Annotated in this window: 14 protein-coding genes; 1 reads left to right on the top strand and 13 read right to left on the bottom strand. The window is 47.0% G+C overall.

What is annotated here, in order from left to right; genetic code table 11:
* Positions 1–2: 2 nt before the first annotated feature.
* Positions 3–1103 (top strand): Ldh family oxidoreductase, encoded by a 1101-nt coding sequence (locus B3K91_RS10475; protein ID WP_292595053.1) that lies wholly within the window; start codon positions 3–5, stop codon positions 1101–1103.
* An 8-nt stretch (positions 1104–1111) separates the two neighbouring features.
* Here B3K91_RS10475 and B3K91_RS10470 read toward each other — a convergent pair whose 3' ends face one another.
* From B3K91_RS10470 to B3K91_RS10410, 13 genes are all read right to left on the bottom strand, one after another.
* Entirely contained in the window at positions 1112–1429 is a 318-nt protein-coding gene (locus B3K91_RS10470) for a hypothetical protein (RefSeq protein ID WP_292595050.1), read from the bottom strand.
* A gap of 21 nt (positions 1430–1450) precedes the next feature.
* Positions 1451–2014, bottom strand: coding sequence for a hypothetical protein (locus B3K91_RS10465; RefSeq protein ID WP_103135185.1), 564 nt, complete (start codon positions 2012–2014; stop codon positions 1451–1453).
* Between the two features lie 144 nt (positions 2015–2158).
* Positions 2159–2602, bottom strand: a complete 444-nt coding sequence (gene smpB, locus B3K91_RS10460; RefSeq protein WP_292595046.1) for an SsrA-binding protein SmpB — start codon at positions 2600–2602, stop codon at positions 2159–2161.
* Between the two features lie 213 nt (positions 2603–2815).
* Complete coding sequence (locus B3K91_RS10455) at positions 2816–3922, bottom strand: M24 family metallopeptidase (RefSeq protein WP_292595044.1); 1107 nt, start codon at positions 3920–3922, stop codon at positions 2816–2818.
* Positions 3923–4084: 162 nt separating this feature from the next.
* Positions 4085–4756: a deoxyribose-phosphate aldolase gene (deoC, locus tag B3K91_RS10450; protein WP_213917679.1), complete on the bottom strand. Its 672-nt coding sequence runs from the start codon at positions 4754–4756 to the stop codon at positions 4085–4087.
* A 16-nt stretch (positions 4757–4772) separates the two neighbouring features.
* Positions 4773–5516: an SDR family NAD(P)-dependent oxidoreductase gene (locus B3K91_RS10445; protein WP_292595037.1), complete on the bottom strand. Its 744-nt coding sequence runs from the start codon at positions 5514–5516 to the stop codon at positions 4773–4775.
* Positions 5517–5578: 62 nt separating this feature from the next.
* Positions 5579–6547: a sugar ABC transporter substrate-binding protein gene (locus B3K91_RS10440; RefSeq protein WP_292595035.1), complete on the bottom strand. Its 969-nt coding sequence runs from the start codon at positions 6545–6547 to the stop codon at positions 5579–5581.
* Between the two features lie 101 nt (positions 6548–6648).
* A complete protein-coding gene (locus B3K91_RS10435) occupies positions 6649–7056 on the bottom strand; it encodes a cupin domain-containing protein (protein ID WP_292595032.1) in 408 nt (135 codons plus the stop codon).
* 12 nt (positions 7057–7068) lie between these two features.
* Positions 7069–8631, bottom strand: a complete 1563-nt coding sequence (locus B3K91_RS10430; protein ID WP_292595029.1) for an FGGY family carbohydrate kinase — start codon at positions 8629–8631, stop codon at positions 7069–7071.
* Entirely contained in the window at positions 8621–9640 is a 1020-nt protein-coding gene (locus tag B3K91_RS10425) for an ABC transporter permease (protein ID WP_292595026.1), read from the bottom strand. The genes B3K91_RS10430 and B3K91_RS10425 overlap by 11 nt, the downstream gene beginning before the upstream one ends.
* Positions 9641–9653: 13 nt before the next feature.
* A complete protein-coding gene (locus B3K91_RS10420) occupies positions 9654–10634 on the bottom strand; it encodes an ABC transporter permease (RefSeq protein ID WP_292595023.1) in 981 nt (326 codons plus the stop codon).
* The gene (locus B3K91_RS10415) at positions 10627–12144 is read right to left on the bottom strand and encodes a sugar ABC transporter ATP-binding protein (protein WP_292595021.1); all 1518 of its coding nucleotides are present in this window, start codon (positions 12142–12144) and stop codon (positions 10627–10629) included. The genes B3K91_RS10420 and B3K91_RS10415 overlap by 8 nt, the downstream gene beginning before the upstream one ends.
* Positions 12145–12159: 15 nt before the next feature.
* A complete protein-coding gene (locus B3K91_RS10410; RefSeq protein ID WP_292595018.1) occupies positions 12160–13647 on the bottom strand; it encodes an FGGY family carbohydrate kinase in 1488 nt (495 codons plus the stop codon).
* Positions 13648–13658: the final 11 nt, after the last annotated feature.

Here is a 13658-nt window from a genome sequence, read left to right as displayed (position 1 = left end):
TTATGGGTAGACTCGTAGCATATGAAAACCTCAGGAAGCTCTGCGAAGAGATCCTTCTTTCCGAGAATTTCAACATAGAGGCCGCTCATGAAATAGTGGACGTTTTGTTGGAAGCTGATTTGCGTGGCATTCCTTCACATGGTGTTGCAAGACTTGGTAGGTACATTAAGGAAAGAGATAGCGGAAATATCCTGCTCGATTCCAAGCCATCGATAGTACATGATACTCCGATTTCGGCCACAATTGACGGTAACGGCGGCCCAGGACAATGTGTTTCCAACTACGCGATGGATCTTGCAATAACCAAAGCGAAGAAGTCGATGATCGGCCTTGTCTCGGTCAGAAACTCAAATCACTACGGAATCTCAGCCTATTATTCCGAAAAGGCGCTTTCAGAAAAGATGATAGGGATAGCAATGACCAACAGCTACCCTCTCGTCGTTCCGACTTTCGGGAAGGAGGCCATTCTCGGAACAAATCCCTTTTCAGTAGCCATCCCTGGATCGAAGAAGGATTTCATACTGGATATGGCTACTAGCGTTGTGACCAGGGGAAAATTAGAGGTTTACGATAGGCTGGGAAGAGACATTCCAAATGGCTGGGCAGTGGATGAAACAGGTAGTAGCACAACCTCTCCCAGAAGGGTTCTGAACAACTTCAACAATCGAAACTCCGGAGGTATTCTTCCCTTGGGAGGATCCGATGAGGATTTTGGTGGTCACAAAGGGTTTGGGATGGCGCTTCTTGTAGATCTGCTGTCTGCCGGGCTATCTTTGGGGACTTGGAGCGCAAAGACTTACTCGAGTTCCCAGGCTGGCGTGTGCCACTTCTTTGGCTGTTTAGACCTTAAGCTCTTTGGAGAAGCTTCACACCTAGTAAGACACATGGAAAGGATAGTCGACGAAATCGTTTCAAGTGATAAAGCCAAGGGTCATGAAAAGATCTACTATCACGGAGAGAAAGAGGCATTAGCAAGGGACAGATCTCTAGAGTCGGGAATAGAACTGGATAACAAGACAAAACTACTGCTCACAACACTGGCAGAGAAACACGGCATCCAGAAACCTGCCGATTGGCCGCTGACCGGAACTCAACATGAATGAATTGCCCTCTAGAATACCCATCTAAAGATTATTATCGGCCTGAATGGCAGGCTGTGAACAAAACTATAGGCTGATGCTATGCCTGCAAAGTCTGCGATGAGGTCTCCAACCTCCGCGGAACCTCTGCCTGAAATCAGATCCCAGACTTCCTTCCCCACACCCAGTAATGCGGTAAAGGCAAAACCGCCTGTGTCCCCAAGAAGGTAACTTGAAAGTCCAAAGGCGGTATAACTAACAGAATAATGTAAGAATTTGTCGTAACCCGTTACCGCTAAACCAACAATAGAAAAAAATAGAACAAAGAATAGCAAAAAATACTTGCTCAAAAAAGCCTCTTTAGCTCTTGATTAGAATTCGTAGAGTACTCCAAGTCCTACAGAGAAGAACTCGGGAAGGGGCCAGTAATCTCCGCCGGGGAAGTCTCCCTCCTGGCGAGTCTGATAGTCTTTCACTCTGTAACCCCTGGCAAATCCATTGAGAATCATCTTGTCAGTGATCGGTGTCATTATCTGGAACCCACCACCGAGAGCAAGATGAGGAGCTCCTAGATCAAGTATTCCTATCTCCCAGGACTGTTGACCGGCTATGGTATCCTGAACTGAACCCACACTAACAAGCAGCCTCACCTTCAGATTGAGCGTCTCGAGAACCTGAAAGTAAATGTCAGCATTTAAAAGGCCAATCTTATTGGTCGGATATCTGATTGCAGCCTGAGCACTCAACATGGTTCCAATCTTATCAGTAAATGGAAGCTGAAGAGAGAGATCAAAAGCACCGGCACCCCATCTCTCTGGCTGATAAACTGGATTAGTGGCATTGATTCCAAAACCACCACCTATAAGCGCTTTAGGCGTAGAGAGACCCAGTGAGACCGCAAAAAGGAGCAAAGCTACTAAAGCGACTTTCTTCATAAATACACCTCCCCTTAATAATTGCAAAGCTATTGGCGTTATTGGCACTATATGACAGATTGATTATACCACAACAGTATTGAGGTTCAAAGCCATTATTGCTGCTCTATTCGGAAGAAAAATACGCCCAGGAAGCAAAATTATTCACAAGTCTGTCCGTTGACGCATCCTTCTTTCAACATCCCTCTTCGCGATATCTTCCCGCTTGTCGAAAAGCCTCTTTCCCTTTGCAAGCGAAATCTCAACCTTCGCCTTTCCTCTTTCGTTGAAATATATCCTCAAAGGAATAATCGTCAATCCCTTTTCTTTGATCTTCTGATCGAGCCTCAGTATCTCCTTCCTATGCATAAGGAGCCTTCGTTTTCTGCGCGGCTCGTGATTCCAAACATTTCCATGTGTATACTGACTGATATTGCATTCCAGAAGAAAGATCTCTCCATTTTCGATCTTGCAATAGGCATCTATCAAAGAAGCGCCACCAAGGCGCAGAGATTTTACTTCCGTGCCGACAAGCTCGATCCCGGCTTCGTATGAATCCATAAGATGGTACTGGAAACGTGCCTTTTTGTTCGTAACTACTGTTTTCATTGAGATCCCTCCGTCCCGCTGAACGGAATTCATTTTAGCACAAGGTCTATGCATTTCAAAAAAGGGATCTTAACAAGACCCCTTTTTATGGTCTGCTCTTTGTTTTAGACAAGAGAAAACCATGCCCAATTCATTATAACTCTTATTCGTTGACTCAAATGAAACTTGATAAGTCAATTATGAAAAAAGCGATTCTCGGTCTGATACTGTCGCTCAGTCAACAATAACAATCTCAGGCCTCTTAACTGATACACCGTCTATTTCGAATTCAAGAGCCGGCCAGGAGCTCGAATCGGGAAATGACAGAATCGTGTTCTGTGACTTGCCTACAAGTACAGTATCCTCGGACTTCGTGCCTCTAATTGTCGGGTTCCAGGCAACCGCGTTTCCAATTTGGAGAACGATATCACTCTTCAGGTTAGCAATCACCTCTCTGGGGAGGTAACCCGCAGTTCCTCCCTGGTGATGAAGTTTCCATTCACCTGCCCTGCCAGCCGTTTCATAGGCCTCTACTAGCCTCTCAAAAACCTGTGAAAGCTTCACTCCTGGCTTCGAGCATCCGATAACTTTTGCATCGATGAGGCAGTTTTGTTCGTGTTGCCTCCTGATATCATCTGATGCCTCAAACAGAAAAGACCTGCTCGAAGAGATTATCAGCCCTCGTTTTCTTGCACAGATACTCGCGAAGCCTCTCTTCCCCAGTCTGACATCTCGCGAAAGATTGTGTCTGTAACTGAGAGAGCTCTCCTCCGAGAAGACCAGTGTCAACACCGGCTCTATATCCCTCTCTGCCATGGCCCTATAGAAAAGCCCTTGAACCTCCAGCTCAGTCATATGTCGATTCAAATCCGGCACTATCAGGGAGAAGATTTCATCGCACTCTCTTCCCAGAGCTTTGTACGTGTCGATTTCCGTCTCACTTAAGACGCTCCGCATGGGTGTTATATCAACATACTCGCTTGAGTATCTTCCCGTATCCGATATAAGCTTCCCGTTAACCACGCTGTCCAGCAGCCTTTTCTCTCCGGAGGGCTCAAACCAGCTATACTCAAGAAACCCGAATTCTCCGAGAAGACTTTCATCCAGCTCGATCTCCTGAATTCTCTGCTTTTCAATATTGTTTGTGATCATGTAGACGCGGTCCCCTGTTATGAGAATTGAGGCTTCTCCCTCGGTGGAGTTCAGGGTAATGTGACTCCTGGCTCCGAAAGTGAACCATGAGAAATTACAGCACTTGCTCAATAAAAGGGCGCTTGCACTTCTGGCAGCTATTAGCTCTCTCAAGCTCTTGACCCTATCTCTAAACTCTTCTAAAAGCATTTCCCCCACTCCTAAACAAAAAAGGTTGGCTTTCATATCTATCTTACCTGCTTTCGAGCAAAAAACGAGACGCTAGTTCTCTGTACGAAACACTGAAAACCAACCCGAAAATCCCCTTGCATTACTCAAAAAACCAAAAGCAATGATGCCTTCTCTTACGCATCAATAAAACGGCGTCTTCCTTAATTCATCGATCAGGAGATGTGCATTGCTTGCCCCAAAACGCGTCGCACCGAGCTCATGGTATCTAAGAAGGTCCCTAAGCTTTCTTATGCCGCCTGACGCTTTGACCTGGATCCTGTTTCCCACCTCGTCCAGCAGGAGCTTAACGTCGGATTCAGTGCAGCCGGTGTCGGCAAAACCTGTAGATGTTTTCACGAAATCGGCCCCGGCATCTGCAACTATGTTAGCTCCTATCCTTTTTTCTTCATCTGTCAGGTAATGAACTTCCAGAATGACTTTCATGACTACGCCTTTGGCCGCATCTCTTACAGCCAATATCTCATTCTTCACTTCATCGTACATCTGGCTCTTCAGCCAACCTATGTTTATGACCATATCTATTTCACTTGCACCTTTCAATAGGACATCTTTTGTTTCAAATACTTTCGATTCAGTTGTAGAATAGCCGTTCGGAAAGCCTACCGGTGCATCAACTCCTACTTCTGAACCCTTCAATATCTCCGACGCGTACTCAATCCAGGAAGCCCCAATAGCAACAGTCATAAATTTGTATTCCATGGCCAGCCTGCAAACTTCTTCGATGTCCCTCTTTGTTGCGTCGGGTTTCAACATCGTTGAATCAATCATTCTCGTCAAGCTTTCTTCACTCAATGCAACTCATCCCCTTTCAAGGTGTGACTATTCCTCCATTAACGTGTATTGATTGGCCAGTAATCCAACAAGCTTTGTCAGATGCTAAGAATGAGGCCATATCTGCTATGTACTCAGGCTTTCCGAATCTCTTCATGGGGATTTCTTCCAACCACTTTTCCCTCTTGATCTTCATTGTTTCTTCAATCATTCTGGTTTCAATAGTTCCTGGGCAAATTGCGTTGGAAGTAATGTTGTACTCTCCAACCTCTAGAGCGACTGCCTTCGTAAATCCCACAACACCGGCCTTTGATGCACAGTAATGAGCATGCCTGTATGAACCTCGTACGGATGACATGGAAGAAATGTTAATGATTCTTCCCCAACGAGACTTTTTCATAAGCGGAATAGCACTCCTCGTGCAAAGAAAGACACTCTTGAGATTTATCTGGATAGTCCTGTCCCAGGAATTCTCATCCATTTCTTCGACCAGCTCATGAGTCTGAATGCCTGCATTGTTAACAAGTACACCGAGACAACCAAACCTGGACTCGACTTCCTTGAAAAGAAGAAGAACATCTCTTTCCCTTGAAACATCGCACGGGATCCTCAGAATCCGATCCGTTTCTTGAGACTCATAGTCGGCCTGATTCAATGCAATTTCGTCGATGTCTGTCACCAAGACAAGAAATCCATCTCTGAGCAGACTGTTTGCTATGGCCAGTCCAATTCCTCTCGCTGCACCTGTTACAACGGCAGCTCTTTCGAGTCTTTTCTCCACAATCCTTCTCTCCTAACGATAGAAATGGCTTCCGGCTGAATGCCGGAAGCCAAAACAATGCATTAATTCGCCGGGTAAAGTGCCTCCCAGGCCTGGGCCGGCAGCATTCTCTCCAAACCTGCAAACCAGATCTCGGGAGCGTCCTTTTCTATTAGGATTATTGGAGCATAAGCTTCGACAGGGAGCTTGTCAGCTTCGCCCTTAATCGCTAAATCTGCCATTTGGACCGCTATCTGTCCCAGCTTCTCAGGGTATTGACCAACTACTCCTGTGAGCGGAGAGTTGGGAAGCATCATTTCATGAACTACCGCCTGGTCAGCGTCGACACAGGTCACAAAGATCTTATCTTCGAGGCCTAGCTCCTTTATCGCTTTAGAAGCTCCGAGTGCCGGAAGACCCCAGGTACAGTAAACTGAATTCACATTTGGATTCGAAAGCAGATAGCTTCTCATCTGTTCATAACTGCTGTTGACCGAATCGATTACCGAACACTCGAATCTGGCAACGATTTTGATGTCAGGATAGTCCATAGCAACTGTATCAAGCATTCTGCTTCTGACCAACAAGCTATACCAGCCGGGGGTGTCGAAAACAACTATGTTTCCCTTCTTGCCGAGCTTGTTTACTGTGTAGAGGGCAAGTTTTTCACCGGCATTGAAATTGTCCGAAGTTACATTACACAAGGTGTACTGAGAAGGGATATCAATTGTTATGACAGGAATACCTGCCTCCTGGAGCTTCTTCATAACTGGTTCGAATGCGGGGCCTTCGCCGCCGGCAATAATGACTGCATCTACTTTCCTGGCAAGGAAGTTTTCCACGTCTGCCACTTGCTGACCAGTATCTCCTCTGGCATTTGTGTGGATAAACTCATACCCGTATGCTTCAAAAGCGTCTTTCAAGCCCTTAACTACTCCTCTGTTCCAGTCATTGTTCAAATGCTGACTAGCCGCCCCGATTATTGGACCGGAAGCCAAGAAAATGCTTGCTGCAAGCATCACTGCTATCAGTAGAGAAATTGTCTTTTTCACCTAAGATACCTCCCTTTTTTCCCTGTGGTATAATTTCTACACATATCGCAGTCTTCCTCTGTGGGCCCGTGAGACTGGCGGACATTGCAATTCTAAGGGGATTATCGGAGATCCTCCAAAGAATAGTTTAGGTCTTTCACAATGTCCCACTTTCGGATGTTTCTCTCGGGTCCCATAGGGGAATAGATGAACAGAAATACAAAGTCTTCATCACCGGTGTTGATCAACTTGTGACTCTCGTTTCCAGGAACATAAGTAACGTCTCCCGCAGCAAGTTCCACCTCCTCTCCATCGGCTGTCTTCATAATTCCTTTTCCTTTGAGGTAAATCATTACCTCTTCTTCAGTCACGTGAGTATGAAACTCTGAAGCCTGTCCCTTGCGGTAAATTCCTATACCTACCGAGAGATTCTCGGCGCCCACCTCTTTATCAACAAGGATTAGGTTATCTCTTACATTGGGCGGGGCCGCACGATAAACGGGTAGCTTTCCAATTTCAAACTTCTTCACTAAAACACCTCCTCAAGTGTATTTTCTTGCACCAGCTGCTATCCACAAATACTTTGTCAGTCCATCATCGGATAGTCTAAGAAGACTATCATAGATTGATCTCCATCTTCTGTACTTAGCCTTGTAAACCTGGTTGACTTCAACGGAAGGCAGATATTCGGTCTTGATCTTCGACATTGACTTCACAGAAGACTCCAGCGAATCGTAAATCCCGCTCGCCGCACTGGCAATCATTACACCTCCTAGAGCAGAACATTCGCTTGAATCGAATACGGTGACTTTTGATTCCATAACATCGCTCAGTATCTGGGCCAGCAGTTCATTTGAGGCTGCCCCTCCGGAAAAACTCATCGAACTGGGCCAAAGACCAGTGACGTTCCTGATCCTTTCAAAATCGCCAAATGCAAGCATCGCTGCCATTTCAAGAATTGCTCTGAAAAACACCTCCTTCGACGACCGGGAAGGTTCCAGTATGTCCCAGTCAAGAAAGGCTGGCGCACAATGCCTCCAGTTACTTACATTGGTCAGATTCGACCAGATCGCCTGTAATCCATAAGCGCCCGGAGGAACGAGGGCCGCTTTTCTAGTCAGTTCATCGAAGTCTCTACCAAAAACTACTTCGCCTTCCGAATCTTCACATCCGAATGTTTTGACAAACCAACTTATAAATGGTCCGACATAGAAGCTGCAACCTTCGTTAAACCACACATCTTTGACGCAGTGACACTGCGTTCTCAAGAAGAGAGCTTCATCGGTAATCGGTTCGCCGGTTGTCTGAGCCTCCAACCAGAAGGTGCCTCCGATAAGCGAAGATCTCCCCGGAGTAATGTCACCTGTAGCAATCATGGCGGCCTGTGTATCTCCAATAGGCACAAATACAGGCGTCCCTTCAAGAAGCCCTGTCTCAAACGCCACTTTCTTCGTAACGGAACCGACTTTGGAGTCCGACGGCACAAGATCCGGAAGTATCTCGGGACCAAATCCGGCAATCTTGAGAACCTCTTCTGACCACTCCAATTTCTTGACATCGAACAGGCATGTTGCTGAAGCCATCGAAGGTTCCACCGCTGTCTTTCCACTGAGCTTGTACGACGCCCACCCGGCAACCGAAAGTGCCTTCCAGATCTTCGAGAAGTTTTCGGGGTGGTTCTCTCTCAGCCACATCAGAATTGGCAGTGCGTTTATGGTCGGAGAGTCGCCCGTAATTCGGAAAACTGTTTCTGCAAGACCAGTCTCGTTCAATCTCTTGACTTGCTCGTCAGATCGAGGGTCCGCATTGTGACACGCAAAAACAACCGAGCCGTCCCTATCAATGCAAACAAGTCCATGCCTGAAACTTGTCGTGGTAATGGCTATAATGTTCTTTGCGTCGAAATCCTCAAGGTTCTTTCTAATGCAACTGCAAATAATCTTCCAGTTGCCCTCAGTGTCAAATCTGGTGGCCCCGTGATCGTCCTCGGTTCTTTGCCAGGGAATCTGAGCGACGCTCATCTGCTTTCCCGTTGCGGCGTCAAAGATAATTGTTCTGGCACTACTGGTTCCGCAATCAACGGCGAGAATGAGACTATTGTTCATGCGCAACCCTCCTTACTGACAAGGATTGCCGCTGAACAATGCTCAAGAGCAGAACGGCCAGAAGCAGGACCCCTTTCGAGATGTTCAGTATCATCCCTGGAGCGCCAAGCATAGCCATTCCTGTTTCCAGGCTCTTCAGGAAGAGCGCCCCGAAAACTGTTCCAAGAATGGAAGCGTAACCGGCAAAAGCAGCCTTGCCAAGAAGTGCCACAACGAGAGAATCGAGCAAAAAGCTATCTCCTATATAGGGCTGAATATAGGATTGACTGGCTCCCAAAATCAATCCCGAAAGGGCCGCCAGAACGCCTGCGATAGCATAGGTAGATAGCGTAAGAAGCCTTACTCTCACGCCCGAATACTTTGAAGCGTATTGGTTGAGGCCTATGGCGCGCACATATCTCCCGTAGGTGGTGAACTCGGTTATGAAGAGCATGATAGCAAGTACCGCTATGAATATCCATATTGGAGTGGGAATGGAGAGAAACCCCCCTCTTCCACTTCCCATGCTTATATAAGCTGCTGGGAAACCATAGCCTATACTCTCGCCGTGTCTGATCGCAAACTGAAGCCCCTGAGCAATGAACATCGTGCTCAGAGTTGCAACAAACGGCGCAACATTGAATCTCGAGACCAGAAGCCCATTGAAAAAGCCGACAAGACCACCTATAAGCAGGCCAAGAAGAATTCCGAGGATCGCCGGCAGGCCCGAGTAGACCATCATAGTAACTCCGAAAATCGTCGCAAGACCCGCAATGGAACCAATCGAGAGATCCACCCCTCCGCCTATCATTACCAAAGTCATTCCGAAAGCGACAATCGAAAGCATACTTGTCTGTACCATTATTGATCTGAGATTAGACACTCTCAAAAACGAAGGAGAAACAATCGAAAAGACTACGACCATCACGAAGAATATGACCACAATCAGATACTTCATCAAGAAGACTCTGATTTTATTCTGCAAGCTGTCTCTTTGGCTCCCATCGTATGTAATTCCATTCTCTTTCATTTACAGACCCCTCCTAGTCGAGCTTCTCCTGCTGAATGTCCCTCTTGTTTATGGTAGCTATCGCAGCTGCAGCAACCAGAACAATCCCTTGAGCTATAGGAATCAAGTAGAACTCTGCCCCCATGAGCGTAAATGCATTGTTTATGACCCCTAAGAGAAGTGCGCCGATAATTATCCCAAAGGTATTCGGTCGCTTTGCACCCAGGACCGTTCTAGCAACGAAAGTCACTGCTAAGGCCGGAAGCAATACCTTCTGTCCGGAGTAGATAATCGCTCCTGAACTCCTCATGGCATACATAATCCCGCCCAGCGCGTAGAAAGCGCTCGCTATAACAAAGGAGGAAAACTTCAGCCTCTTTACTGCTATACCCATAAGTGTTGCCGTCTCGAAACTCTCCCCAACTGACTGGGTATGAACTCCGAATCTTGTCATATGGAGAAGCAGATGCGTCAGCAAATAAATGATAGCAGCCAGAAGAACGAGATTCGGGATCCCCAAGAAGCTTCCGTTAGCGAACGCGGTTACTCGATCGTCTCTGATCCATATACTGAATCCGTTGTTATAAGACTTCTCAAGACCCATAGCAATGAACATAACTGCCGTAGTAACTATGAATGAAGACAACCTGAGATACGCAACCAGAAAACCATTAAGAATCCCAAACAAAACACAGATCCCGATTACTGCCACGAGAGATGCCGCAGGGTGCATTCCTGATTTCAGGAATCCACAGTACAGAGTGGCACCCAGGCCAAGAACTCCTCCGAGAGAAAGATCGCTCTCACCTGCCATATTTACGAAGACTATTCCAAGTGCCGTGACCAAGAGAGGGGAAACCTGAATCATTATGTTAACTACATTATCTGGCTGGAGGAAGTATGGAGAAAGTATGCCAAATATTACAATCATGAACACGAAAGCCATGATTGTACCGCTTCTGTCAAGCCACCAACCGAAGCCCTTACTCTTTTTTGATAAAGCCAGCTCACTCATTAACTTTTCCCCCCATCGTCAACAATAGAAGCTCATCTTTAACTGCAGTTTCGGAATCAAGTAGTCCTTTCTCCTTCCCCGCAAAGAGCACCATTATCCTGGTCGATGCCCTTAGAGCTTCGTCAAAATCGCTGGTAGTGACAATAACAGACTTCCCTTCTTTCGCAAGACTGTGTATGATTTCATATATCTCTTCTTTTCCCTTCACGTCTATCCCAACTGTAGGCTCATCAAAGAAGTAGATCTCGGAGTTGCCGACAAGCCACTTGGCAAACACTACCTTCTGCTGGTTTCCACCGCTCAAGAATTTCGACGCCGTTTCTAGACCGGCGGTCTTTATGGAAAGCTCTTCTACCAGCTTCTTTGCCACTTCCTTCTCCTTTTTCACGTTGACAACGAATCCAAACCTCGACAGCTTCTTCAATGACACCAGAGAGATGTTTTTTCTAACCGAGAAGTCATACACTAGACCATTGAGTCTTCTGTCTTCCGGCACAAGCGACAACTTCTTGTTTTTGGCATGCAAAGGACTCTTGGGAACCCAGCTCTTGCCATTTATCTTGAGTGTTCCACTTGCAGCTTTTCTCAGGCCGAAGATAGTCTCTATCAGTTCCGTTTTTCCGCTTCCGACTGCTCCTGTAATACAGAAGACTTCGCCTTTGAAGACATCGAAGTCTATGGGCCCGAAAGTCTTGCCGTCGCTCAACCCCCTTACCTCTAGAGCAGGTTTTTCACCATACCCGGGAGCAAGATTCTCCATCTTCTTGGTAACATCGATTTCTTTTCCCATCATGCTGCGTATAATTTCCTTGGTCGTAATTTCGTTTACCTTGCAGGTCACGACTTTCTCCCCGTCTCTCAGAACGGTGAGAGTGTCGGCAATCCTGTAGATCTCTTCCAGTCTGTGGGATATGTAAATTGCAGTAATATTCCTCTCCTTTTTCAGACGGTCAATTACGGAAAATAGAGCGTCCACTTCCGATGAACTAAGTCTTGAAGTCGGCTCATCCAGAACAAGGATCTTTGGATTCCTGTAAAGCGATCTTGCAATACATACAAGTTGCTGCTGAGCTACGGTCAGGTCTCTAGCAAGCGATCTAGCGTCTATGAACCCTGGAATCAGCTGATCAAGTGTTTCTTGAGCTTTCTTTGACATCTCCCTCCGATTCAAGAGAGCGCCCTTAGTTACCTCGTCTCCCAGAAGGACATTCTCTGCTACAGTGAAACTGGAAACGAGCTCGAGCTCCTGGAATATAAAGTCGATCCCGTGTTGCCTTATGTTCTGTGCAGAAGCACTGTTTAGGCTCTTTCCATTAAGAAAAATCTCTCCGTCTGTCTGCTGATATACCCTGGCGAGTATCTTTATCAGAGTAGACTTTCCGGCGCCATTGGCTCCGAGAAGTGCATGGACCTCTCCTTCTTTCACCTCGAAACTCACATTCTTTAGAGCGTGCACCCCCGGAAATCTCATGTCTATTCCTGAGAATTCAAGTAGACTTGTGTTAGTCACAATCATCACTCTCCACTACTGACTCCATCCTTTAGACCTTTCAACGGCTCTGTTCCAGACAGAGATCATGTTTTCCCTTCTGCTTTCGCTCAATTGCGGTTCGAATACTCTCTCGGTCTTCCGGAGTCTTTTCACCTCCGAATAATCCTTCCAGAACCCGGTCGATACACCAGCAAGATACGCCGCGCCCATGGACGTGCTCTCCAGGTATTCAGCTCTGTCAAGAGAACATGAGCAGATATCCGAAACCAACTGCATCAAGAAGTCGTTCTTTGCCATTCCACCATCGACATTCAATTTCTGAACACTTATACCCAGCCCCTCGCGGGCAGTTCTAAGAACATCGTAGGTCTGAAAGGCAACCGACTCCAGTGCGGCCCTGGAAATGTGAGCAACATCATGGTTGAAAGACAGACCCGCGAGAATTCCCCGCGCAGTCATATCCCAGTGGGGAGCGGCAAGTCCTACGAACGCGGGAACGAAAGCTATCCCTTCGGCCGAGTCGACGCTTTGGGCCAGATCAGTAAGCTCGGAAACGCTCGAAGCGAGACGAGCCTTCTTGACCAGCCAATTTAGAAGAGAACCTGCGACGTATACTCCGCCTTCAACTTTGTAAGTCATTTCGCCGCCGGTCCTCCAGGCGATAGTTGGAGTCAAACCTCTGGCTTCCGATCTTATGATCTTGCCTGTGTTGATTCCCAAATTCAGACATGTTCCAAATGTGCACTTTGCTTCTTTCTCTTCAAAGCAGGTTTGTCCGAAAAGTGCCGATTGCTGGTCCCCCAAACAGCTCATTATCGGAATGGGCTTGACGAAAAACTCGGCGGGTGCCACCGCTTCTCCAAAGAGTGAATCGGAATCGCCGACCGCCGGAAGGATCTTCTCAGGTATGTCAAATTCCTTAAGAAGCGCATCATCCCACTGATTTGTGATTATGTTGAACAGGAGAGTTCGAGAAGCGTTAGAACTGTCTGTCTTATGAGAGGCCCCATTTGTGAGCTTCCAGATGATCCAGGAATCGACGGTGCCGAAAAGCAACTCCCCCTTGAGTGCGCGCTCGCGCACATCAGCCACGTTCTCGAAAAGCCAGACTATCTTCGTGGCTGAATAATAAGCATCAAGGAGTGACCCTGTCTTTTTCTCAATCTCCGCTTCAAGGTGAGCGTATCTTCTGCAAATGTCGGCAGAACGCTTGCACTGCCAGCTGATGGCATTGTAAACTGGGCTCCCGGTCTTCCTGTCCCAGATTACAGTTGTCTCGCGCTGATTAGTTATCCCAACCGCGGCCACTCTACTGCTCGAAACATCGTTCCGGATTTCCCCAAGGCAATTCACTACCGAATCCCACAACTGGATAGGATCGTGCTCAACCCATCCATCTCTGGGACTGAAGGAATCGATAGGGGTGTTAGCACTGGCAACGATAGATCCGGAAGCATCGACACAGATGACCTTCGTCCCGGTACTCCCGATATCGATCGCCATTACCAAATCACTACTCATAAAGCAAAACC

Origin of the sequence: Mesotoga sp. UBA5847, assembly GCF_002432735.1 — a bacterium.
Taxonomy (GTDB): domain Bacteria; phylum Thermotogota; class Thermotogae; order Petrotogales; family Kosmotogaceae; genus Mesotoga.
Note: the sequence above shows the minus strand (reverse complement) of the source record. Positions and strands in the feature narration are given on the sequence as shown.